Annotated in this window: 21 protein-coding genes; 12 read left to right on the top strand and 9 right to left on the bottom strand. The window is 46.7% G+C overall.

The window, feature by feature from the left end:
* Positions 1 to 46: 46 nt before the first annotated feature.
* The 4 genes from QT994_RS11080 to QT994_RS11095 all read right to left on the bottom strand — a co-directional run bounded on the left by QT994_RS11080 (position 47) and on the right by QT994_RS11095 (position 7,052).
* Positions 47 to 1,690 carry a family 10 glycosylhydrolase gene (locus tag QT994_RS11080; protein ID WP_333174403.1) on the bottom strand — a complete coding sequence of 548 codons (1,644 nt, stop codon included), beginning with the start codon at positions 1,688 to 1,690 and terminating at the stop codon, positions 47 to 49.
* A gap of 474 nt (positions 1,691 to 2,164) precedes the next feature.
* Complete coding sequence (gene psb27 / locus QT994_RS11085; RefSeq protein ID WP_006631261.1) at positions 2,165 to 2,563, bottom strand: photosystem II protein Psb27; 399 nt, start codon at positions 2,561 to 2,563, stop codon at positions 2,165 to 2,167.
* Positions 2,564 to 2,710: 147 nt separating this feature from the next.
* Positions 2,711 to 3,943, bottom strand: coding sequence for an AAA family ATPase (locus tag QT994_RS11090; protein ID WP_333174406.1), 1,233 nt, complete (start codon positions 3,941 to 3,943; stop codon positions 2,711 to 2,713).
* 286 nt (positions 3,944 to 4,229) lie between these two features.
* Complete coding sequence (locus tag QT994_RS11095) at positions 4,230 to 7,052, bottom strand: cation-transporting P-type ATPase (RefSeq protein ID WP_333174408.1); 2,823 nt, start codon at positions 7,050 to 7,052, stop codon at positions 4,230 to 4,232.
* Between the two features lie 1,185 nt (positions 7,053 to 8,237).
* Between QT994_RS11095 and QT994_RS11100 the strand changes: the two genes are divergently transcribed.
* The 6 genes from QT994_RS11100 to QT994_RS11125 all read left to right on the top strand — a co-directional run bounded on the left by QT994_RS11100 (position 8,238) and on the right by QT994_RS11125 (position 12,897).
* A complete protein-coding gene (locus QT994_RS11100) occupies positions 8,238 to 8,756 on the top strand; it encodes a phycocyanin subunit beta (protein ID WP_333037001.1) in 519 nt (172 codons plus the stop codon).
* 103 nt (positions 8,757 to 8,859) lie between these two features.
* Positions 8,860 to 9,348 carry a phycocyanin subunit alpha gene (gene cpcA / locus QT994_RS11105; RefSeq protein ID WP_172185445.1) on the top strand — a complete coding sequence of 163 codons (489 nt, stop codon included), beginning with the start codon at positions 8,860 to 8,862 and terminating at the stop codon, positions 9,346 to 9,348.
* Between the two features lie 149 nt (positions 9,349 to 9,497).
* Positions 9,498 to 10,313 carry a phycobilisome linker polypeptide gene (locus QT994_RS11110; RefSeq protein ID WP_333044052.1) on the top strand — a complete coding sequence of 272 codons (816 nt, stop codon included), beginning with the start codon at positions 9,498 to 9,500 and terminating at the stop codon, positions 10,311 to 10,313.
* 191 nt (positions 10,314 to 10,504) lie between these two features.
* The gene (locus QT994_RS11115; RefSeq protein WP_333174410.1) at positions 10,505 to 11,374 is read left to right on the top strand and encodes a phycobilisome linker polypeptide; all 870 of its coding nucleotides are present in this window, start codon (positions 10,505 to 10,507) and stop codon (positions 11,372 to 11,374) included.
* A 115-nt stretch (positions 11,375 to 11,489) separates the two neighbouring features.
* A complete protein-coding gene (locus QT994_RS11120; protein WP_333044054.1) occupies positions 11,490 to 11,786 on the top strand; it encodes a phycobilisome linker polypeptide in 297 nt (98 codons plus the stop codon).
* Between the two features lie 271 nt (positions 11,787 to 12,057).
* Positions 12,058 to 12,897 (top strand): HEAT repeat domain-containing protein, encoded by an 840-nt coding sequence (locus tag QT994_RS11125; RefSeq protein WP_333174413.1) that lies wholly within the window; start codon positions 12,058 to 12,060, stop codon positions 12,895 to 12,897.
* Positions 12,898 to 12,928: 31 nt separating this feature from the next.
* Here QT994_RS11125 and QT994_RS11130 read toward each other — a convergent pair whose 3' ends face one another.
* Positions 12,929 to 13,084 (bottom strand): hypothetical protein, encoded by a 156-nt coding sequence (locus QT994_RS11130; RefSeq protein WP_333174414.1) that lies wholly within the window; start codon positions 13,082 to 13,084, stop codon positions 12,929 to 12,931.
* An 18-nt stretch (positions 13,085 to 13,102) separates the two neighbouring features.
* On the opposite strand from QT994_RS11130, the gene QT994_RS11135 reads away from it, so the two are divergent.
* Positions 13,103 to 13,729 (top strand): HEAT repeat domain-containing protein, encoded by a 627-nt coding sequence (locus tag QT994_RS11135; RefSeq protein ID WP_333174416.1) that lies wholly within the window; start codon positions 13,103 to 13,105, stop codon positions 13,727 to 13,729.
* Here the strand turns inward: QT994_RS11135 and QT994_RS11140 are convergent.
* Together QT994_RS11140 and QT994_RS11145 are read right to left on the bottom strand one after the other, a co-directional pair.
* Positions 13,718 to 14,011 carry a DUF2103 domain-containing protein gene (locus QT994_RS11140; protein WP_333044057.1) on the bottom strand — a complete coding sequence of 98 codons (294 nt, stop codon included), beginning with the start codon at positions 14,009 to 14,011 and terminating at the stop codon, positions 13,718 to 13,720. The genes QT994_RS11135 and QT994_RS11140 overlap by 12 nt on opposite strands.
* 100 nt (positions 14,012 to 14,111) lie before the next feature.
* Positions 14,112 to 14,579: a response regulator gene (locus QT994_RS11145; protein ID WP_333044058.1), complete on the bottom strand. Its 468-nt coding sequence runs from the start codon at positions 14,577 to 14,579 to the stop codon at positions 14,112 to 14,114.
* Positions 14,580 to 15,007: 428 nt separating this feature from the next.
* Here QT994_RS11145 and QT994_RS11150 point away from each other — a divergent pair, with 428 nt between their 5' ends.
* Positions 15,008 to 15,334: an antibiotic biosynthesis monooxygenase gene (locus QT994_RS11150; RefSeq protein WP_190661662.1), complete on the top strand. Its 327-nt coding sequence runs from the start codon at positions 15,008 to 15,010 to the stop codon at positions 15,332 to 15,334.
* On the opposite strand, the gene cas6 is transcribed toward QT994_RS11150, so the two are convergent.
* Positions 15,335 to 16,216 carry a CRISPR-associated endoribonuclease Cas6 gene (cas6, locus tag QT994_RS11155; protein ID WP_333174424.1) on the bottom strand — a complete coding sequence of 294 codons (882 nt, stop codon included), beginning with the start codon at positions 16,214 to 16,216 and terminating at the stop codon, positions 15,335 to 15,337. It abuts the gene before it with no gap.
* Positions 16,217 to 16,409: 193 nt separating this feature from the next.
* Positions 16,410 to 17,492: a class I fructose-bisphosphate aldolase gene (locus tag QT994_RS11160; RefSeq protein WP_333174426.1), complete on the bottom strand. Its 1,083-nt coding sequence runs from the start codon at positions 17,490 to 17,492 to the stop codon at positions 16,410 to 16,412.
* A 224-nt stretch (positions 17,493 to 17,716) separates the two neighbouring features.
* Here QT994_RS11160 and QT994_RS11165 point away from each other — a divergent pair, with 224 nt between their 5' ends.
* The 4 genes from QT994_RS11165 to QT994_RS11180 all read left to right on the top strand — a co-directional run bounded on the left by QT994_RS11165 (position 17,717) and on the right by QT994_RS11180 (position 22,085).
* Complete coding sequence (locus QT994_RS11165; protein WP_333174429.1) at positions 17,717 to 20,347, top strand: M1 family metallopeptidase; 2,631 nt, start codon at positions 17,717 to 17,719, stop codon at positions 20,345 to 20,347.
* A gap of 286 nt (positions 20,348 to 20,633) precedes the next feature.
* Positions 20,634 to 21,050: an NUDIX hydrolase gene (locus tag QT994_RS11170; RefSeq protein WP_333044062.1), complete on the top strand. Its 417-nt coding sequence runs from the start codon at positions 20,634 to 20,636 to the stop codon at positions 21,048 to 21,050.
* Between the two features lie 130 nt (positions 21,051 to 21,180).
* Positions 21,181 to 21,750, top strand: coding sequence for a hypothetical protein (locus QT994_RS11175; protein ID WP_333174433.1), 570 nt, complete (start codon positions 21,181 to 21,183; stop codon positions 21,748 to 21,750).
* Positions 21,738 to 22,085 carry a hypothetical protein gene (locus QT994_RS11180; protein ID WP_333174436.1) on the top strand — a complete coding sequence of 116 codons (348 nt, stop codon included), beginning with the start codon at positions 21,738 to 21,740 and terminating at the stop codon, positions 22,083 to 22,085. The genes QT994_RS11175 and QT994_RS11180 overlap by 13 nt, the downstream gene beginning before the upstream one ends.
* Positions 22,086 to 22,090: the final 5 nt, after the last annotated feature.

The following is a 22,090-nucleotide window of genomic DNA, read 5'->3' on the forward strand; positions in this document are numbered from 1 at the left end:
GGCGACAATAAAACGACGTGATGACACCCTATCTGTCAAGGACTATCTACAATCGGCAAGTTTGCCGCGCCCTTTCATCCTCCGGTTCTTGCCACCCAAAAGCAAAATGGCTCACCGCATTAATTTGCGGCGTCGCAGAGCGAATTGCTCGCATTTGAATCTCCAAAGACGGCCGATTTCGGAGAGGTTTTCCCCAATCTCCAGCAATGGCAGGAATAATTTTTGCTCCCGCAGGCGCTAAACTTACTGTCCGCTGCACCTGTGGCACAATGCAGCTTACATCCCCGCAATTTCCGTAAGACATGGCGTGGAATTCTACAGCAGCCGGAAATGTATCCCAAGGCTGCAATCTCGAATCATATCCCCCTTGATTTATCGCTTGATTTGCAGTGGGAAAAAATACCGCTCCTACAGGAATTCCCATCCTTTGAGCTGGTTGAATTGCTATACCCAAAAAATCTAAAATCCCTTGGACTGCGTGAGCAACGCTTAGTTTCCACAGGTCTTTTTGCAGAATGCCGGTATCAGGCAGCGGCGGTGTCGTTTTTGATGTTGGAGTTGCAGGGTTTGGCTTGTTAGCGGCGGGATTTGTTGAGGCTGATCTTGATGTGGCATTCTCTCTTCTAGAAGGTGGAGTTGCTACTGACATCGCCTGCGGAATTCGGCCCTGCCAAAGAGGTTCTCGCTCCGTTGGATACTGTTTGACTACTGCTTGAACGTCATTACTATTGATAAATCCTCTAGTCAAATATCGCTGAATTAAATCTCGCCCTTGCTGATTGTTAGCCCGCTGCAAAAGAACTTGCTGCGATGCTGGACCGTAAATCCACAAGTCTTGAACTTTAGTAGCAACTGAAGCGGGTCCGACGCCCCTTAGATAGCGAATGTAGTCGAATAACATTCCTTGCGGCTTGCGCTTGACTATTTGATTTACTAACAAAGTATAGTCTTGCCGTGCTTGTGGGTTGTACGGATCGATAAAGGCTTGATTACCGGGAACTTCTCCGAAGTCCTCGTTAATTGCTGCGTCTTCACTTGCTGTTAAACTTGTCTGATTTTTACCGTTGATAGCGAGGGCTTGCTGTCTGTCTGGACGCTGAGAATAGGTATAGCCAAAGTTCATGGTGAACAACCAGGCGTATACTTTTAAACCTCGCTGTTTCCCTTTGGCGATCGCCTTTTCTAACAAATCGTATTTCTCGTAACCACGATTTCTCAAAACAGAAGGCCAAGCCGTAGGATTGTCTGCGACTGGTAGCAGCACTTGACCGTCATAAAATGTTTCTATATAGACTTGGTTGTAGCCTTTATTCACAACTTTGTCTAATACTCGATCGAGTTCTCCGGGTCTGACATCGCAGGGATACAAACGCAGCCAAACTGCTTGGGTTTCGGGCCAAGTTTTTTGGCGGCATTCTGCTATTTCCCGCGCGTCTTTGCTCAAAACAGCAAAATATGCTTGCTGAGATTCCGGTTTTCCTGACAGCGCCGCGCCGCGCAAGTCTTCTTTTTGATTTACTTGTTCTTGGGATAATTGGCAATAGGCTGATGTTTCGGCCAAAGCTGGTTGATTTTCAATAAACGGCCAAACAAGCTGGCTGATGAAGCTACTGGTTAAAACAGCAGTTACCGCACTGAAAAAGCGTCGCTGGTGTTGAAAATTCGCGATGCGAGTTGGTGCAATTTTCATGGGATAGTTGAATGGGGTTTTCTAGTTTAAATTGGGTGGCGAGCGCCTTTTTGTGATCGCGCTCAACAAGCAGCTACAAATTTTCTACTTTTTTCGGTTGACCTAGTTATGGCACAAGTCGATCGCACAATGCAAATTCTATCGGGCGGCTATTTAAATTAAAGAAGGGCGATCGCGTAAGATAAGATTGGGCGATTAAACCGCTGCTAGGTTATACAAAATTTCCTCTGCCTAAGTGTTGGCGCGCAGGCACCCGCCTTCGCGGACTCAAAAATAAAGGGGGTAAAAAGCCCGGATTTGATCTCATACCCAGTTCGATTTTTTAGTATTTTTTCACTAAATGCTGCATAAAAAAGCGCCTGGATACAGTGGGCGCTAAAAGCAGTTGATATTTCTACTAAAAATTGTTCACACTCAAATATCAAGGATGAAAGATGAATTGTTAAAATTTATCCTTGATCCTAAATTTTGAGATTAAGCTCCTCTGTTAAGAGCAGCTTCAATCTGCTGAAATTCTGACTCAAGACGCTTTTTCAATTTTTCAGGAACGGGACGGTTGGGATAGGAACTGTAATGTCCTGCCAAAGAGTTTAATGCCGTCCGCATTGTCGTGAAAGAGGCCAGCTTGGTAAGAGCGGGATCGCGGCGATATGCAGCAAAAAAATCGTTGATGCTGGTGCGAGCAGCGGCTTGAGCGGCGGCTTTTTCGGGCGCGCCCTCGGGCAAAGTGAGCGCTGTTCTCAAGCTCTTCACTAATGCTAATGTGTCTTGGCCATAATCTCCACTCAGAGTGGCGGGAACATTCGTACAGCCCGCTACGCCGATGACAACAACTAATACCAGGGCTAACAGACGGGAAATGTAATGCTTCATAAGGTTTAGAAAAATGGAAGCGAAAGCGGCAATCAAAATTAACCTTTATCCTATCTCGAATTGAGCTAATAATGCCACTTTCGAGTTTTTTTTGTGCCAATACCATGAAAAAGATAATTTGTCAATCTAAAATCTAAAATCTAAAATCTAAAATCGATTGATTTGTCCAGCAACGACGGAGAGAATTTGGGTTTGTCGCAGCCACTGAGCATCAAAAGCGCCTAGGTGAGTTGTAGTAATCAGAGTTTGAAATCGTTCTTGAATTGTTTCTAAAAGTTGATTTTGGCGGCTCAGATCGAGTTCTGCAAGTACGTCGTCGAGCAACAGTAAAGGCGCTTCGCCGACGACTTCTTCAATAAGCTGCAATTCGGCTAATTTTAATGCTAATACCAGAGTTCGCTGCTGACCTTGGGATGCGTATTGACGAGCTGGGGTATTGTTAATTGTAAATGTAATGTCGTCGCGGTGGGGGCCGACTAAAGTGGTTCCTTGAAACTGTTCGGCGATCGCCCTTTTTTGAATTTTCTCTAAAAATGCTTGTCGCACTCCTTCGAGATTGTCTTTAGCGATTAATTCCGAACTTACTTCAATATTAGCATCGTATTTTACATCTAAAACTTCTGCAGAACCACTAATGGAACGGTGCCAATTTCGAGCTAAAGGCATCAATCGCTCCAAAATTCGATCGCGCCTGCGGATCACGCGAGCGCCCGCTGTCGCCAACTGCGCGTCCCACAAAGCTAATTCTGAACTGGGAATTGGGGATTGGGAATTGGGGATGGGTAAGTCTTTTGTATTTTCCGGTTCGGGACTTTCGGGTGCAATAAATCGCATTTTGTCAAAACTGTCGGAAAATTCCGCTTTCCGGATTTCTTTAGAACGTTTCAACAGAGCGTTTCGCTGGCGCAAAATTTGGTTGTACTGCTGCAAAATGTGAGCGTAAATCGGTTCTAACTGGATGACTAAGCGATCGATCCAATTGCGCCTTCCTTCGGGCCCGCCGCGCACTAAGTCCAAATCCAAACAAGAAAATTGCACTACATTTAAGACACTCAAAAAGTCTAAATGGCGACGCAGCGGTTCACCGTTGAGCTTCAGTGTCCGACGCGCCCCAGAGCGAAGAGTTAAAGCTAAGTCGATCGCTCCGGTTTGACGTTCGAGTGTAGCATCAATTTGCCCGATCGGCTTTGAGTCGAGTATTAAATCGCGATCGCGCGATACTCTGTGGCTTTTTAATGTGGAAAGCAACTCTACCGCTTCTAACAAGTTAGATTTTCCTTGAGCGTTATTTCCTACTAAAATGGTTTTGGGAGCGTCAAACGCTACCTTTTGATCGAAGTAGTTCCGAAACTGCCGTAAGTGCAGCGTTTTCAAATACATAATATTAGTAATCGGTGAGCGGCAATTCGTAATAGGTAATTGATAATTAGTAATACATCTGCGATTTCTTTCGGAGTGGCTCGCTTCACTGCGTTGCACCTGCAATGACATTATAGCGAAGTAATAAATGTTTAATTCCGTCTCACGAGCTATTTCGTCTTTAGAGCGATGACTTTCGCTGTGAGCCAGGGGTCAAAATCCCTGGCGGATGTTATTTAGAATAGCGCCCCATGCGGTCTGTATAACGAATAATGGAACATCGCTCCTTCTCCGTCAGCCGTTAACACTATTTTCTAGATTTGTAAAAGCGCACAAACAGTTTTTCCATTTCAATCCACACAAACATCAGGGCGCTGAAACCGAAGCAAACCATCAATTCAAAAGGCGACAAATAGTGAGTACCGAAAAAAGCTCTCAGTGGCGGAACGTAAATCAGCATCAATTGCAAAGCAGTAGTAACAATCACAGCTCCCCAAACAAAAACGTTAGTCAAGGGATTTAACTCGATAGTTAGCTGAGTGTTAGACCGAATTGCGATCGCGTGACCCATTTGTGCCAAACAAAGAGTTGTAAACACCATTGTTTTCCAAGCATCTGGATCTCCGACATGATTGGGGTTGGTGGTATATCCGTAAGCCCAGGACATCATCGCGATCGTCAAAATTGCAAAAATAATCCCGATCCGAATCATGTAAGAACCCAAACCCCGCGCAAAAATACTTTCTCGCGGACTGAAAGGAGGCTTTTTCATCACGTTCGGTTCCGCCGGTTCCACGGCCAAGGCCAAAGCGGGAACGCCGTCTGTTACTAAGTTCATCCACAAAATTTGCAGCGGCGTCAGCGGCACTCCTCCCAAACCGATTAAAGGTGCGGCCGCAATTGTCAAAACTTCGCCGATGTTGCTGCCCAAAATGTACTTAATAAAGCGGCGAATATTGCTATAAACCACTCGCCCTTCTTCAGCGGCGGCGACAATAGTTGCGAAGTTGTCATCGAGGAGCACCATATCGCTAGCTTCTTTGCTGACATCGGTGCCGGTAATCCCCATGGCGATGCCGATATCGGCTTGTTTCAAGGCGGGGGCGTCGTTAACGCCGTCGCCGGTCATTGCCACAAATTTGCCCCAACTTTGCAAAGCTTGGACTATTCGCAATTTGTGTTCTGGGGAGACGCGGGCGTAAACGCTAACCTGTTCGACTTGCTGTTTGAGTTCTTCTTGGCTGAGCTTTTCTAATTCTTGACCGGTGAGAACTCGATCGCCCTCTCTAGCAATACCTAAATCGTAGGCGATCGCTTTTGCAGTCAACTGGTGGTCTCCTGTAATCATCACCACCCGAATGCCTGCATCGCGGCACTTCACCACTGCTTCTCGCACTTCCGGGCGTGGGGCGTCCAGCATACTGACGAGTCCCAGCCAAATCATGTCTTGTTCGCTGGTTTCCTCAGAACCTTCGGGTGGCACGTTTTCCCAGAGTTTGTACGCAAACCCGAGGACTCGCAAACCTGCGCCTGCCATGTTGTTGTTTTCGGCGAGGATGCGATCGCGCATTTCCTGAGTTAAAGGTTGTACTCGATCGCAGACTATAATGCCTTTGCAGCGCTCCAAAGTCAACTCTGGAGAACCTTTGGTCAGCATCAAATAATTCGGCTGCTGTCCTTCAACTGCTGGAAATCCCGAATTTCCCGATCGGCCGGGCACTTCGCAAATCACGCTCATTCGCTTGCGTTCGGAAGAAAAAGGAAATTCCGCCGTCCGCGGCAGCAATTGAGACTGTTTTTCCTTATATATGCCTGCTTTTCCTGCTACACACAGCAGAGCTCCCTCCGTGGGGTCGCCCAAAATCTTCCATTCTTGCTGTTCTTGCTGCAATACTGCGTCGTTGCACACTGCACAGGCAATTAATAAAGATTCGAGTTCTGGATATTCTTCTAAATTATTAATTTGGGTCGATGTATGGCGATCGGTAAAATCTCCGATCGGGGCATAGCCGTCGCCTGCGACGGCGACTGTGCAGTCGCCCGTAGAGACTAGCTGAACTACCATTTTATTTTGAGTCAGAGTACCTGTTTTGTCGGAACAAATGGTTGTTACTGAACCCAAAGTTTCTACCGCAGGTAGTTTGCGAATCAGGGCGTTTCGCTTCACCATCCGTCTAGTTCCGAGTGCTAGAGTAACTGTCACGACTGCTGCGAGTCCTTCGGGAACCACAGCCACAGCCATGCTGAGAGAAACTTCTAACAACTCTTCAAACCTGCTGGTATCGAAACCGATGCCGCCGTTTTGGAAGGTAATCATGCCGCCGATGACGACAATTGCGACTAAGGCTAGGGCACCGGAGACTAGAACATTTCCCAACTGGCTCATCCGCTGTTGCAGGGGAGTCGGTTCGTTTTCTACTGACTGAAGCATGGCGGCAATTTTGCCCAGTTCAGTTTCCATTCCGGTGTTGGTGACGATCGCCTTTGCTCGTCCCTGAACAACTTCTGTGCCTTGAAAAATTAGGTTGAGTCGATCGCCCAACGAAGAATCTTCTGGAAGTTCTAGATCGGCTTGCTTGGTTACTGCTAGAGCTTCCCCTGTCAAAGCAGATTCTCTGACTTGCAGATTTGATGTTTCGATCAAGCGTGCGTCTGCTGCTATTTTTACCCCAGCCTCCAACAGCATCACGTCTCCGGGTACAAGTTCCTTGGCGGCTATTTCCGAAGTTTTGCCGCCCCGCAGGACTCTGACTAGGGGGGAAGCGAGGTTTTTGAGGGCTGCGAGGGCTTTTTCAGCACTTTGCTCTTGGAAAAAGCCGAGAATGCCGTTGAGTATGACGATCAAAAAAATGGCGATCGCATCTTTGGGAAAAGTATTTTTTTTGATGTCCAAGAAAGCCGAAATCACTGCCACACCTATCAGCATCAACAACATGATGTTGGTGAACTGATCGACAAAAATCGACCACGGACTGCGGCCTCCTGTTTCTTCTAGTTCGTTGGGGCCGTATTGCTGCAAGCGTTCTGACACCTGTTGGCTGCTCAAGCCAGCGTCTTTGTTGCTGCTTAGCTGCTTGAGAGTTTGGTCAATTGCTACGGTGTGCCAAGAAGAGGGAGAAGTTGAAGACATAAATTACGATCGAGCATGGGGCAATTAGGGGACTGCGGCCGGACAGATACAGCCGATAGATGTCGCTGATGGCACTGAGAGAGTTTTTAGTTTTTAGTTTTGCATAAAAAACTGTTTAACTTGGGACTCGTATGTGGCGGTTCGAGGCCGGGAAGGCAGGAAGCTTTCAACTTCACTGCGTCTGGCGGATCTATCGCGCCGTTTCTAGACCTATCGCTCATAGCACTTATCCACCTTAACTAAAAATTAGCAATTTCTTCGGCTTTTACCCACGGCCCAACGGCTGAGTTTAGTCTTTAAATGGTGATATTTCGGGCAAAAGTTGTGGCTGTGGCGATCGGGGTCACAATAAGATTCGATTTTACCTACCGAATTCTGCCTGCATCCTGGCTGGGGCAGAATTTTTGGTTTTTTCCCTATTGCCGTGCCTTGTTTTAGCCAAACGTTAATTTGCTTAACTCTTCTTAACCATTCGGTTTTCCGTAGGAAAGCCAACAGAGGCGATCGGCTGAGGCGAGGGTTTGGGGCAGGTTCATTCGTGTCAACTTAACGTCAAACCCAGTTAGAGACAGATGTTTGACTATTAAGACCAGAGCCCCCTAGCCCCCTTAATAAGGAGGGGACAGGAGTCTTCTCAAAGTCCCCCTTCTTAAGGGGGATTTAGGGGGCTCTAGACTTTGCCTAAAAGCGACATTTATCAGGGGTTTCCGGCTTAAGTTGACACCAACGGGGCGAGCCTACCCCCACAGCATGGGTCAAAGAACCAAACTCGGGGTTTCCCGCTGCACCGACGCATCTACCGCAGGGAGGACATTTGCCAGCCCTCGCCGAACCAGAATTTACCTTCTAAGAGAGATAAGTTCCTGTAATAATTTGTAATAAACAAACGCGGGCGAGCATTGTATAAAGTTATCAGAGGGTTGAAACGACAGGCCAAAGTTAACAAAAACACTGATTGACAAGGTTTGTCGCATCTCATAAAAGGTGTAAAATTTTCTAAGGTTTCTTAAACCTCCGTTGCAATGTAACAATAGTGCAGGTAGCGGAAAGGGAGAGATCGATGGGACCAGCAGATTAGCTGGCATCAAATTTCAACCCTTGCAGGCACTCGTAGCCTGAACAAATTTAACTTAACGGTTTTATACCGCAACCAAACTCAATTAACTCAAATAGGAGAGTTCTTTCATGTTTGACGCATTTACAAAAGTGGTTTCCCAATCTGACGCTCGGGGCGAATTTCTAGCTCAGGGTCAACTTGATGCTCTCAGCAGCATGGTTTCCGACGCTAACAAGCGGATTGACGCAGTAAACCGCATCACCGGCAACGCATCCAGCATCGTAGCCAATGCAGCTCGCACCCTGTTTGCCGAACAGCCACAACTGATCGCTCCTGGTGGCAATGCTTACACCAACCGCCGCATGGCAGCTTGCTTGCGCGATATGGAAATCATCTTGCGCTACGTCACCTATGCAACATTTGCAGGCGACGCCAGCGTTTTGGACGACCGCTGCTTGAACGGTCTGCGTGAAACATACCAAGCTCTGGGAGTTCCCGGTGGTTCAGTTGCAGCCGGCGTGCAAAAAATGAAGGAAGCAGCAATCGCGATCGCTAACGACCCCAACGGCGTTACCCGTGGTGATTGCAGCTCGCTGATGTCTGAAATCGGCAGCTACTTCGACCGCGCTGCCAATGCAGTCGGCTAAAAATAGCCAAGCGAACCTTTCTTGTAAAGAAGCGAGCGATCGCATTTTTGCAAACAATCATTTTTGTACAAAAACAACACAACATTAGGGAGAAACCAGAACAATGAAAACCCCTTTGACTGAAGCAGTAACAGCAGCCGATTCTCAAGGCCGTTTCCTGAGCAGCACTGAACTACAAGTCGCCTTCGGACGTTTCCGCCAAGCAGCAGCAGGTTTGGAAGCAGCCAAAGCGTTGACCGCCAACTCTCAGCGCTTGATCGACGGTGCAGCTCAAGCTGTGTACAACAAATTCCCGTACACCCAACAAATGCAAGGCCCGAACTACGCTTCTACCCCAACCGGTAAAGCTAAGTGCGCTCGCGACATCGGCTACTACCTCCGCATGGTGACCTACTGCTTAGTTGCAGGCGGCACCGGTCCGATGGATGAGTACCTGATTGCAGGTGTTGACGAAATCAACCGGACATTTGAATTGTCTCCTAGCTGGTACGTTGAAGCTCTCAAGTACATCAAAGCCAACCACGGTCTGAGTGGCGACGCTGCAACTGAAGCGACTTCCTACATCGACTACGCAATCAATGCCCTGAGCTAGATTTGCGTGATGCCCGGAATTGTAAGCTGCTGTTAGCTTAAGTGTTAGCGGTTGTTTAGAATTCCGGGCATCTGCGATCGAAGCCTAGTTTTGCAAATACTTTTTTTAAGCATTTTTCAGTTTTTAAAGCAAAAAAGGGAGAAGCGAAGATGGCGGGATTAGGTGCAGCAGAACGGTTGGGAATAAAAGCATTTGAAGAAGCGGGACGGGTTGAACTGCGTCCCCACTGGACGCAAGACGATGCGAAAGCAGTAATTCGCGCCGCTTACAGCCAAGTTTTCGGCAACGAGTATTTAATGTCGAGCGAACGACTTACCAGTGCAGAATCTCTGCTGATGCAAGGGCAGATTTCAGTGAAAGATTTTGTGCGGTCAATTGCACATTCCGAAACTTATCGGAAAAAGTTTTTTTATCCGAACTCGCAAACGCGGTTAATTGAGCTTAATTACAAGCATTTGTTAGGCCGCGCTCCTTACGACGAGTCGGAAATTGCTTTCCACGTTGATTTGTACAATGCAGAAGGCTACGAAGCTGAAATCAATTCTTACATTGACTCAGTTGAGTATGAAGAAAATTTTGGCGAAAGTATAGTGCCTTACTATCGCGGTTTCGCGACCCAAAAAGGTCAAAAAACTGTCGGTTTTAACCGGATGTTTCAACTGTACCGGGGTTTTGCTTCTAGCGATCGATCGCAAAACCAAACTCAAGCCCGGCTGACTTGGGAAGTAGCGAGAAATATGGCTTCGCCGATACACACAGCCTCCACCGGAAAAGCCCTGGGCGGGACTTCCGGCGGTTCTCGCGGCCAACTCTACCGAGTCACCGCAATGCAAGGTTCGGCTAAGTTTTCGCCTCAAGTGCGGCGGACTACGACGGAATATCTCGTGCCTTACGAGCAACTTTCGAGCCGCTTGCAGCAAATCAACAAATGTGGCGGCAAAGTGGTAAGTATTACCACAGCTTAAAGTTTGTAAAGACGTTTCAAAAAAACGTCTTTAGCAAATTAGGACTAAGGCTAAAAAATTCTTCAATTTTATGTGTATATGTAAGGTGTGCAGTGTACACCCTACTTTGAGGCATATTATCCTTAGTCCTAAAAATTTCAAGTGCACCCAAGCATTAAACTTTTGTCATTAATAATTTAGGAGAAAATCTGGTGGCGATTACAACAGCAGCGTCCAGACTAGGAACATCCGCCTTGAGCGATGCGCCGAAGGTAGAACTGCGCCCAAACTACACCAAAGACGACGTTGAAACTGTGATTCGTGCGGTTTACCGTCAGGTGCTGGGCAACGACTATTTAATGAAATCCGAGCGACTTACAAGTTCCGAGTCTTTGCTGCGAGATGGCAGCTTGACTGTACGAGAATTTGTACGGGCTGTAGCTAAGTCAGAACTGTACAAAACCAAGTTTTTCTACAACAGCTTCCAAACTCGGACGATCGAACTAAACTACAAACACTTGCTCGGTCGCGCTCCCTACGACGAATCTGAAGTAGTTGAGCACTTAGATTTGTACCAAACACAAGGCTACGACGCTGATATTGATTCTTACATCGATTCAGTAGAGTATCAAGAAAACTTTGGCGAAAGTATCGTGCCTTACTACCGCGGCTTTAACACCCAGCGTGGTCAAAAAACCGTTGGTTTTACCCGGATGTTCCGGTTGTATCGCGGCTATGCAAACAGCGATACATCTCAACTAGAAGGCAATAACTCTCGCTTAGCTGTCGAACTCGGCACTAACACCGCTACGCCTGTAGTCGGTCCCTCCGGCGGTAACGAAGGTTGGGCATATCGGCCTTCTGCCAGAAACGTAACTCCCGCAAGCACTTTCGGCGGCGCGGCAGCTTACGGCAAAGAAGGGCGACTGTTGCGCGTGGAAGTTTCGGGCATTCGCACAGGCGGCTATCCCAGCGTGCGCCGCAGCAGCAAGGCTTTCATCGTACCTGTTGAGGATTTGTCCTCGCAAATGCAGAAATTTCAACGCATGGGCGGGAAAATCGCCAGCATTACTGCAATTTAGTCAGTTGGCAGTTGGCAGTTGGCAGTTGGCAGTTAGTAGCTTTTAGTCAACAGTCAACCGTCAACAGTCAACAGTCAACCGTCAACCGTCAGAATTACCAATTACCAAGAAGCTTATGTTGGGTCAAATTGTAGGTGGAAAAAGTGGCAATACAGCTTCGGCTGGTCGCTGCTTTCGGTATGAAGTTGTGGGCTTGCGCCAAAGCGATGAAACAAATAATGTGGATTATTCGATTCGATCGAGCGCGAGTACATTTATCAACGTGCCTTACAATCGGATGAATCAAGAAATGCAGCGGATTACTCGCATGGGCGGGAAAATTGTCAGCATTCATCCTTTAAGCGCGGGTGCAGAATCATCCCATGAGTCATCCCATGAGTCATCCCATGAATCATCGGGTGAGCACCAATAGTTTGCTGGGAGGAGCGATGAAAATCGCTCCGACACAAGCTAGAAGGGGCGATGAAAATCGTTCCTAGATAAGCTAGAACGGGCGATTGAAATCGCTGCTAGACAAACTTTCGTCCAATCCAAGCGGACTAAGAGTTAATGCAACCCGCCCAGGCGGGTTTTGTCTGTTTAGTAGCGATTTTAATCGCCGAGTTTCCCTAACCCTTGCAGGTTTTTTCTGTGTAGCAGCGATTTCAATCGCCTAATAACTAATAATTAATAACTAATAACTAATGACTATGAATTATTACGAATCCGACTCACCGCCGGCGGGTGTAGCTGAGGGCGAGTCTTTAACTGTTGAACAGGCGATCGCAAATCTCCACTCCCAAGATTACAGTCTTCGCTATTACGCGGCTTGGTGGGTTGGCAGGTTTAGAGTCAAGGAACCGGCAGTTATTGCAGCTCTTATTGATGCTTTGCAAGAAGAATCAGAACAAACAAAAATTGGCGATTATTCCCTACTGCGAAATGCGGCGCGAGCTCTGGGAAAATTGGGAGATAAACAAGCCTTGCCGGCGCTGATTGGCTGTTTGAAATGCGGAGATTATTACGTGCGGGAAGCAGCGGCTCAAGCTCTCGAAATGCTGGGAGATCGCGATTCTATTCCACCGTTAATGGAACTCTTAGATGGGGGAATTTCCGCAGCCGTGCGAGTGCCTGGAAAAGCACATCTAGTGCAGCCTTACGACTCGGTAATTGAAGCTTTGGGAACGCTGGAAGCGACAGAAGCAATAGCGCTAATTTCACCTTTTTTAGAACATTCTGTGGAGCGGGTGCAGTACGCTGCGGCGCGGGCGATGTATCAGTTAACTGGTGAGCGGGTTTACGGAGAGCGCTTGGTAACTGCTTTGAATGGGGATAATTTGCAGTTGAGACGATCGGCTTTGATGGACTTGGGGGCGATCGGCTATTTGCCCGGAGCGCAAGCTATTTCTGAAACTTTAGCAGAAAATAGCCTGAAATTGATAGCGCTCAAAGGAGTTTTGGAGCATCACCTCAATCAACAAGAATCACTATCTTTGTCAGATGAAGCTATCCGCGTTATGGATTTAATGGATAGTTTACTTTAAAAAATTAGTTGACAACTAAAATAGGATTGCTCTAGCGGTTCTCAATTGTCTGCCGTACATTCAGGAAACAGCACATTTCAGGACACAGCCGTGCTGTTTCCCTACCTATTTTGATAAGAATGTGGGTGGGTGAGTGTGCAAAAAGTTCGATCGCGCGATCGACCCAACTTACAATTACAATACTCACGGTAAAGCTTACAAATAAATGGCATTAGAACTAATTCAGGCTGTCGAACAAGCAGATTCTTCCGAGGGCTTGTTAAACGCAGTCAAAGCACTGGCCGCAGCTTCCTCAACACAAGCAATTCCTACCTTAATTACAGTGCTCGGCTACAACAACCCAGGCGCTGCTGTTGCCGCAGTTGATGGGCTGATTCAACTCGGAGAACCTGCGGTGCTACCGCTTCTAGAACAGCTTGACGGCTACAATTACGGGGCGAGAGCTTGGGCTGTTCGGGCTTTGGCCGCAATTGGCGATCCGAGGGGTTTGGAGATTTTGCTCGATGCGGCGGCGAATGACTTTGCTTTGAGTGTCCGGCGGGCGGCGGCTAGGGGTTTGGGGACGATTTGCTGGGAACTTATGCCAGCAGAACAAGTTGTAGAGGCTCAAATTAGCGCGGTTAAAACGCTGCTGCAAGCGTCCCGAGACCCGGAATGGGTGGTTCGCTACGCAGCAGCGGGGGGTTTGCAAGCTTTGGCGGGTGGTGTGGCTGTTAAACCGGATTGGTTAGCGGACGTTTCTGCCAGGTTTGACGAAATTATTGATCGCGACGAAACTGCTTCAGTTAGAGCCCGGGCTTTGCTTGCCAAACAAAGATTGTCACTTGGCTAGGGTTAGGGCGATCGTCTCTTCCAAGTCCCCTTGACTGAGAGTGGTTAATATAAAGACTTCTTGTACGGTTTTGCCTTGTCTGGCGATGATTTTAAATCCCCCGCGGATGGGTACTGACACTCTTAATGTCATGCGGGGGATGTGTCCTTTAACTTTGTTGATGACGCCTGGAGTAACGGTTTGAATGCCCATTTTTAGGGTGAGGCGCTCTAAAATTGGTATCAAACCGGGAAGGTGGGTAGAGTGATTCCAAACTAGGCGGCCTTTGGGTTGTGCGTTCATAATTTTTTAACCAAATTCAACATACCCAGTCTAAGCCACCTCTGGCTGGAAGCAATTTGAAATTCCCTCAACTTATGTATCAATAACGTTACTGTGCGTGTCATTGCCAGCAAACCGACGCAATCTCACACCTAAATTTTTGATTCCTGGCGCGAAAAGAGAGATTCGATGGCGCAGAATTGTCCTGTACTTTTTGATGTTGTGCGTTGGTAACTGTCGGTTTTTCTAGTTGAGTGGCGATCGCCTCAAGCATTTTTGCGGCGCTGCAAGGTTTGTTGAGATAGCCGTCTGCTTTGAGTTCCAGGGCTTTTTCCATCTCGGAACCCGTCATAAAAATAAACGGAATGCTGGCGGTTGCAGGGTGCGATCGCACGGCTGCGAATACTTCAAAACCGTCTGCTTCCGGCATCATGACATCAGACAAAATTAAATCGGGAATTTCGGCTGCTAACTGGATACCGACTTTTCCGTTTTCAGCACCCACAGCTTCAAAACCGTGCGATTCCAGAAGTTCTAATACCGTTTCTCGGATTAAATCATTATCTTCAATTACTAATATTTTTTTCATTGGTTTGAGCTGGCTCTTTACTTTGTTTGTCTGGCTTTGTTATAATTGTTACAGGTGAGTTTTAAAGAATTCAATAGGGTTATTGCAAAAAACCGCTCTTGACTAGCCACTTGTTACGGCTTTGTGTACGCTCGCAGTTACACACAAGACTTGAGTTATCAGCAGCTTTACCTTGTGTACTAGCGGTAGAAGTCGCTCCAGCGTACCTAGGATTGTAAACGTATAAAATCAGCGATTCAATAGTATATTTAATAAAGATTCCAGCCGCCAGACTCCAAAAGTTTCTATTTGAGTGGCGATCGCAGTTACGTGTAATTAATAAATCTGCCGATTAGCTAAGGGGAAAACTCCAACCTGTGAAGTTCACAAATTTCGGGCGATCGGGTAAAATATAACTTGGTGTATCGCTATTGAGTGAGGAAAAAGATATGTCAGAATTTCTAGACTTTCTCAGACATCAGTTTGCCTACGTTGCCATTGGCGAATTTAAACCGGGAAAATTTAAAGAAGCAGAAGAACTTTTTGAAAAAGCCGTTGCAACGTATGCTACAGGTTTTAAGGGAGCATACCTGCTGCAATTGCCCAATACAGACAAAGGTATTGCCATCATTTTTTGGGAAAGCGTAGAAGAGATGGCCGCCAATCAAAGCGAAGCTTATCAGGAAATATTAAAGCAGATGACGCCTTTGTTTGCGAAACTTCCCGACACTGATGTTTATGAAATCGTCAGTGAAATTCAGCCCAAAAGTGAATGATTAAAAATCCTGCAATCGGCGAGTCATTCCCATACCCATCGGCGTCTTTCGCCCGACTCCGCTGTAAAGCGCAAAATCTGCTAAAGTGTTAATTTGCTTGATAGTAGCAGGAGCTATATCTCCCATAATTCGGTAACTAATATCGCCGACGCAGCCAATAAATTTACTGCGAGAATCCGTACTAACTTCGGTTCGGATATCGAAGAAACTGGGGAAAATAGCTTCTGTGAAAGTAGGTTCGATCGCAATCCGGCTGTACTTGTTCCAGCGATTCGCTAAACTGCCGAAAATACTTTCTCTAGTCGGCATAGCACTATCGTATACACCTTGCCTAAAATTAGTAGGAGTGCAAAAAGTAAAAGCAATTTGGCGCTCAGTTTCCGAAGCTCTATCGAACAATTCGGCGTAAGTACAAAAGTTTACCCAAGGCTGGTTTGATTGCGGTTCGCTCAAAATATTAGTAATGTATATATTTGTCGGGCCGAGATGCCAAGGGCTCTCGAAATTGAGTTGCTGCCAAAGTTGAGTTAGGCGATCGAACAAACCCTCATCCAGCAGAGAAATTCGCCACCAAATCGGCGTATTTTCCTGAATTGCTTGTTTGTGTTCCCACTGTACAGCCTGCGAAATTGTGCGGGAAGCCGGAGGCAAAACTCTCTTTTCTGGCTGGGGCGTGCTGCTTTTGTAAATCTCTTTTCTGCTTACTTGAAAAGGGCTTAAAGTGAAAGCTTTTTCATGAGATTGGTCGTGCAAGTAGGCGCTCAAATCGCTGTCTACAGCACTCACAAGGTTCAAAAATAAGGCGTGGAGATGCCGTCCCGTTAAAAACTGGGATGGAATTGGTGCAACTGGCACCAGGTTTAAAACAAGGCTGTGGGGCATTTTTAAATTTATATACTGTGTCTGTTCATATATGTTCAGCTAGTATTAATACTACAGCTAAGTTGCAACTTAGATTAAGGAATTTTAATCAGGTAAGGTGCACAGTGTGCACCCTACGTTTACGACGATTTGTGGGTCGTATACACCTACGTTTAGGCTGTAATATTGAGGTCAATCTCTGTGTGGTAATTTTTTAGGCGATCGAGATTTCTGGCGACAAATAAACGTCTTGGATGGCGTGGAACAATTTTACACCTTCTTCAAAGGGACGTTGAAAAGTTTTGCGGCCGGAAATTAAGCCGCACCCGCCAGCGCGCTTGTTGATTACCGCTGTGCGAATTGCTTCTGCAAAATCGCTTTTCCCGGAAGCACCGCCGGAGTTAATTAAACCCATCCTTCCCGCATAACAGTTGAGCACTTGATAGCGAGTTAGATCGATCGGGTGATCCGTTGTCAAATCCGAATAAACGCGCTTGTCTGTTTTGCCGTAACTGTGGCCGCTAGCTTTAGCCACAGCTTCGTAACCGTTATTGCACTCTGGCAATTTCTGCTTGATAATGTCAGCTTGAATTGTCACTCCCAAGTGATTTGCTTGCCCGGTTAAATCGGCTGCAACGTGATAATCTTTGTCTTGTTTAAAGATATCGTTGCGGAGATAGCACCAGAGAATTGTTGCCATGCCGTATTCGTGAGCGTGAGCAAAAGCTTGACTGACTTCTTGGATTTGTCGTGTCGATTCCGGCGAACCAAAATAAATTGTGGCTCCCACTGCAACTGCTCCCAAATTCCAAGCTTGTTCTACAGAAGCAAACATTATTTGGTCGTATTGATTGGGATAAGTCAGCAATTCGTTGTGATTGAGCTTGACAATAAAAGGGATTTTGTGCGCGTACTTGCGAGATACGCTTCCCAAAACTCCCAGCGTTGTCGCGACAGCATTGCAGCCAGCAGAGATTGCTAGTTTGATGATGTTTTCGCTATCAAAATAAATGGGATTTGGTGCAAAAGAAGCGGCCGCTGAGTGTTCGATTCCTTGGTCTACGGGCAGGATGGATAAATAGCCGGTATTGGCCAAGCGTCCGCTAGAATAGAGTTGCTGAAGCGATCGCAAAACTTGAGAAGATCGATCGGTTTGAGCAAAAATGCGATCGACCCAATCGGGGCCCGGCAGGTGCAACAAATCTTTAGAAACTTTCGCTTGATGGGTAAGCAAGTCTTCGGCTTCGTCGCCAAGCCAAGATTCGATCGCACTGGGAACTGATAGTGTAGCTGTCATACAGATTTCCCTCTCAATTTCAATTGCAGACTGATGATTCCAGACATTAGCCTTGCTGATATTGTAGCGAAAAAATCATATTTTCCCTTCACTCAACGATCGACCCAGTTTTTAACAAGTTAGCGACAACAGCAGCTAGGACGCGCTACTCTATAATAAGCTGGCACTTCAGGCGGATCTGCGCTGCCAGCGATCGCTGATCGACTCACAACTTTGCCATCACAATGTCACACACTTACTTTGATTCTGAAAACGGTAACAAATCCTTCGAGATGCCCGGTGCCAGGCCCCACTACAACCCCGATCGCCCTGGTCAAGTAGAGCACATTTTCCTCGACTTAGTGCTGGATATTCCCAAACAAAGCTTTCGTGGCACTTGCAGCATCCGCATCAATCCAGTTCGCAGCGGCATTGACAAATTAACCTTAGATGCGGTAAACCTCAATATTAAATCGGTAAAAATTGGCGAAACCGAGCAAAATTTCGACAGCGACGGCGAAGTGCTACAAATTCAACTGCACGAACCAACAGAAGCTTACCAACCAATTACAATTGCGATCGACTACTCGGTCGAAAAACCCCAACGTGGCCTTTATTTCGTCGGCCCGGACAAACACTATCCAGACAAACCCACTCAAGTTTGGACTCAAGGCGAAGACGAAGATTCCCGCTTCTGGTTTCCCTGTTTCGACTATCCCGGACAGTTGGCAACTTCCGAAATTAGAGTGCAAGTTCCCAGACAATTATTGGCTATTTCCAACGGCGAATTAATTAGTACAAAAAACGAAGGCGACGATAAGATTTATCACTGGTCGCAAACCCAGGTACACCCGACGTACTTAATGACCTTAGCAGTCGGAGATTTTGCCGAAATTAAAGACGAATGGAACGGGAAACCAGTTAATTATTACGTGGAAAGAAGCCGCGAAGCAGACGCTAAGCGTAGCATGGGCAAAACGCCTCAAATGATTGAATTCTTTTCTAAAGCATTTGGCTATCCTTACCCTTTTCCCAAATACGCTCAAGTCTGCGTCGATGATTTCATCTTCGGCGGTATGGAAAATACTTCGACAACTTTGCTAACAGATAGGTGCTTGTTAGATGAACGTGCCACCCTAGATAATCGAGGTACTGAAAGCTTAGTTGCCCACGAATTAGCTCACCAGTGGTTCGGGGATTTAGTAGTAATTAAACATTGGTCTCATGCTTGGCTAAAAGAAGGCATGGCTTCTTATTCCGAGGTGCTGTGGACTGACAAAGAATATGGCAAAGAAGACGCGGCTTACTATATGTTAAATGAAGCCCGCAATTATTTAGCAGAAGACAGTTCTCGCTACCGTCGCCCCATTGTCACTCACGTTTACCGCGAAGCCATTGAATTGTACGATCGCCATTTGTACGAAAAAGGCGCTTGCGTTTATCACATGATTCGCGCCGAGTTGGGCGACGAATTATTTTACAAAGCAATTCACACCTTTGTGCGGGATAACGCTCACAAAACTGTAGAAACTATCGATTTGCTCAGGGCGATCGAAAAGGCTACCGGTCGCAATCTCATGTTTTTGTTTGACCAGTACGTTTATCGTGGCGGTCATCCAGATTATAAAGTTGCTTATTCTTGGGACGGAGATAACAAATTAGCAAAAGTTACTGTAACACAAACTCAGGTAAAAGACAGCAAAAATGACAACGGCAACAGCAAAGATGTATTCGATCTGAAAATTCCAATCGGCTTCGGTTACAAGCCGGAAAAAGATGCAGACGATGAAAGTTCTGCACGTTCAACCCAGAACCTAAAAACTTTCACAGTGCGAGTCTACGAACGCGAGCAAAGCTTCTATTTTCCTCTCGAAGAGAAGCCTGCATTTATCAGTTTTGATATCGGCAATAAATACTTAAAAACTGTTGTGTTAGAGTATGGAGTTGCGGAACTAAAAGCTCAGTTGCAATTCGATCCAGACCCCGTTTCCCGAATTTACGCTGCTCAAGCTTTAGCGAAAAAAGGAGGACTGGAAGCTGTGAAAACGCTGTCAGAAGTGCTCAAGAAAGAGCCTTTCTGGGCTGTGCGCGCCGAAGTCGCGGGTCAGTTAGTTGAAATTAAACTTGACCAAGTTTTTGAAGGTTTAGTAACTGGTTTAAAAGATAAAGATGCTCGTGTTCGCCGTGCTGTGGTGAATGCGCTGGGTAAAATCCAAACTCACGAAACTTATAAAGCCCTGAGATCTATCGTCGAAAAAGGCGACGACAGCTATTATGTAGAAGCAGCAGCAGCGACTGCTATTGGCGGAATTGCCGCGGCTAACCCCGACGAAAAACCGACCGACGAACAGGTACTGAAAGAGTTAAAATTGGTGCTGAAAGAGCGTCAGGGCTGGAATGAGGTAGTGCGATCGGGTGCGATCGCAGGTTTGGCGCAAATGAAAACTTCTGAAGATGCGCTGAATCTAATTTTGAAATACACAGCCGTCGGTACTCCGCAAGCTTTGCGCTTGGCTGCAATTCGATCTTTGGGCACAATTTCGACTGGTCAAACGAAGGTCAATTTAGAACGGATTTTGCAGCGATTGGCAGAATTATCTAAAGAGACATTTTTCTTGACTCAAGTCTCTGTAGTAGTGGGATTAGGACAAATGCAAACTCGCAAAGCCATTCGCATTTTGCGTTCTTTAGCTGACCAAACTCCCGATGGCCGCGTTCGCCGCATGGCGGATGAAGCTGTGCAAAGAGTGCAGAAAAATGCTGGTTCTGATGCAGCGGTAAAGCAGTTGCGGGAGGAATTAGACCAGGTGAAAAAGGAGAATCAAGATTTGAGGAGTCGGATGGAAAATTTGGAGGCTAAGGCGAAGAAAGATTAGGTGTAAAATCATACCGACGCAGATAAAGGCAGATATTGGCGATCGGCTTTTATCTGCTTGTCGGTAGAGGATTGCGCGCGGTTATTATAATAATATTATTGTTCAGCGGGAGTGCATTTAAATTTGCTACTTTCCACAAAGTCTAAAAGCCAAATATCTCTATTCCCCATTTTGTTCTGGTCTCAAATCGGGACTCATCTAGCATCAGGATGCAAGGTTTATTTTTTAGTGGTAAACAGTTCAGGAGGTTGCAGCAGCTTTTGCACCCAGACATATTGCATAAATCATGAGTATAAAAACCGCTTTACTGATTGAGCAATCGGGGGTAATTCCCTATCGCATTCAAGACGGACAAATTGAAGTAATGCTGATTACTTCTTCGGCTAGCAAGCGCTGGGTGATTCCCAAAGGATTAATTGAACCTGACATGACTCCCCAAGATTCCGCCGCCAAGGAAGCTTGGGAAGAAGCAGGTTTGTTGGGTAAAGTGTTCCCGGATTTGCTAGGAACTTACGAGTATCAAAAGTCCGGCTGTACTTGGCTGGTAGGAGTATTTTTAATGCAAGTGCAAGCAGTTCTAGAAATTTGGCCGGAAGCTGGCAAGAGAAAGCGGCAGTGGGTAAGTATTCCTAAAGCAATTAAGCGGGTTAATGAACCGGAACTCAAACTTATTTTGGCGGATTTGCCGAATCGGTTCTGGTGAAGAGTCGTTCGGTAAGGGCGGGTTTATCAATACTTCATAAATTCGGGTGAACCCGCTAAAAGAACAAAATGACTGAAGACTATATGCTGTAAGATTCTGGAGATGCGATCGCCCGGAGCCATCTCCTCTGATGACCCACCTTAACCCAATTAAAATTCTCTCCCTCAATGACCTGCGCGACAACAAGCCCGAACGTCCAGGCTGGTCACTCACCTTCGGAGCCATCTGTGCAGATGCCGCCGCCGTTTGCCTCGACGATGGAGGAGACTCTATCCCTGTGAAGCTGATAATCGAGGGGATTCAACCCTGTGAAATCCAAATTCAATGGGATGCGATCGATGATAATATCCGTCGGTTCAATGCCGATCGGGAAGTTGCCACTGAATATGGAGCCTACGGTATCGCGGCGTTTATCGTGCCTCACCTCACTGGACTCACCATCATCGAACGCTCTGTCAAAGGTAAAGGGTTAGGTTTTGACTTTTGGCTTGGTTCGCTCGAAGATCCAGGCACGCTATTTCAGCGTAAAGCCCGCTTAGAAGTCTCCGGGATTCGTAAAGGTTCTGACAGGATTATTCAAGCCAGAGTTAACATAAAATTAGAACAAATCCGCCCTTCAGATGACGTAGCTCCTGGCTATGTATTTGTAATTGAGTTCGGTACTCCCAAAGCACGGATCGTCAAAAAATGCAGACCGTAGAAGCCCTTCACCACGAAGCAATGGAACTGGTCGATCGAGCAGTTTTCGCCCGTCAGTGCGGTGATATCGACCAAGTGACTGCACTCACCAGAGCCGCCTTTGCGAAAGAACGGGCGGCAGCGGATTTAGTAGCAAACGAATGGGATTTTGAGCCTACTCGTTCTATACTGCATCGGAGCGCCGCCGTACTTGCCATTGAGTGTGCCCAACTCCGGGAAGCAGAACGCCTGATTGGACGCGCCCTCGCAGGCAACCCTCCCACCGACATAGCGGATGAACTGCGTGACCTGCTTATAGAAGAAATTTACTCGCAGCGCCAAGCGATTGGAGCTTAATTTCT

Source organism: Microcoleus sp. S13_B4 (assembly GCF_036700885.1).
Classification (GTDB): Bacteria; Cyanobacteriota; Cyanobacteriia; order Cyanobacteriales; family Microcoleaceae; genus Microcoleus.

Coding starts and splice junctions, on each gene's coding strand:
- psb27 (WP_006631261.1), bottom strand. CDS start 2,563: ATGAAGCATTACATTTCCCGTCTGTTAGCCCTGGTATTAGTTGTTGTC.
- QT994_RS11175 (WP_333174433.1), top strand. CDS start 21,181: ATGACCCACCTTAACCCAATTAAAATTCTCTCCCTCAATGACCTGCGC.
- QT994_RS11100 (WP_333037001.1), top strand. CDS start 8,238: ATGTTTGACGCATTTACAAAAGTGGTTTCCCAATCTGACGCTCGGGGC.
- QT994_RS11180 (WP_333174436.1), top strand. CDS start 21,738: ATGCAGACCGTAGAAGCCCTTCACCACGAAGCAATGGAACTGGTCGAT.
- QT994_RS11135 (WP_333174416.1), top strand. CDS start 13,103: ATGGCATTAGAACTAATTCAGGCTGTCGAACAAGCAGATTCTTCCGAG.
- QT994_RS11165 (WP_333174429.1), top strand. CDS start 17,717: ATGTCACACACTTACTTTGATTCTGAAAACGGTAACAAATCCTTCGAG.
- QT994_RS11145 (WP_333044058.1), bottom strand. CDS start 14,579: ATGAAAAAAATATTAGTAATTGAAGATAATGATTTAATCCGAGAAACG.
- QT994_RS11140 (WP_333044057.1), bottom strand. CDS start 14,011: ATGAACGCACAACCCAAAGGCCGCCTAGTTTGGAATCACTCTACCCAC.
- cpcA (WP_172185445.1), top strand. CDS start 8,860: ATGAAAACCCCTTTGACTGAAGCAGTAACAGCAGCCGATTCTCAAGGC.
- QT994_RS11110 (WP_333044052.1), top strand. CDS start 9,498: ATGGCGGGATTAGGTGCAGCAGAACGGTTGGGAATAAAAGCATTTGAA.
- QT994_RS11150 (WP_190661662.1), top strand. CDS start 15,008: ATGTCAGAATTTCTAGACTTTCTCAGACATCAGTTTGCCTACGTTGCC.
- QT994_RS11080 (WP_333174403.1), bottom strand. CDS start 1,690: ATGAAAATTGCACCAACTCGCATCGCGAATTTTCAACACCAGCGACGC.
- QT994_RS11125 (WP_333174413.1), top strand. CDS start 12,058: ATGACTATGAATTATTACGAATCCGACTCACCGCCGGCGGGTGTAGCT.
- QT994_RS11160 (WP_333174426.1), bottom strand. CDS start 17,492: ATGACAGCTACACTATCAGTTCCCAGTGCGATCGAATCTTGGCTTGGC.
- QT994_RS11170 (WP_333044062.1), top strand. CDS start 20,634: ATGAGTATAAAAACCGCTTTACTGATTGAGCAATCGGGGGTAATTCCC.
- cas6 (WP_333174424.1), bottom strand. CDS start 16,216: ATGCCCCACAGCCTTGTTTTAAACCTGGTGCCAGTTGCACCAATTCCA.
- QT994_RS11095 (WP_333174408.1), bottom strand. CDS start 7,052: ATGTCTTCAACTTCTCCCTCTTCTTGGCACACCGTAGCAATTGACCAA.
- QT994_RS11120 (WP_333044054.1), top strand. CDS start 11,490: ATGTTGGGTCAAATTGTAGGTGGAAAAAGTGGCAATACAGCTTCGGCT.
- QT994_RS11090 (WP_333174406.1), bottom strand. CDS start 3,943: ATGTATTTGAAAACGCTGCACTTACGGCAGTTTCGGAACTACTTCGAT.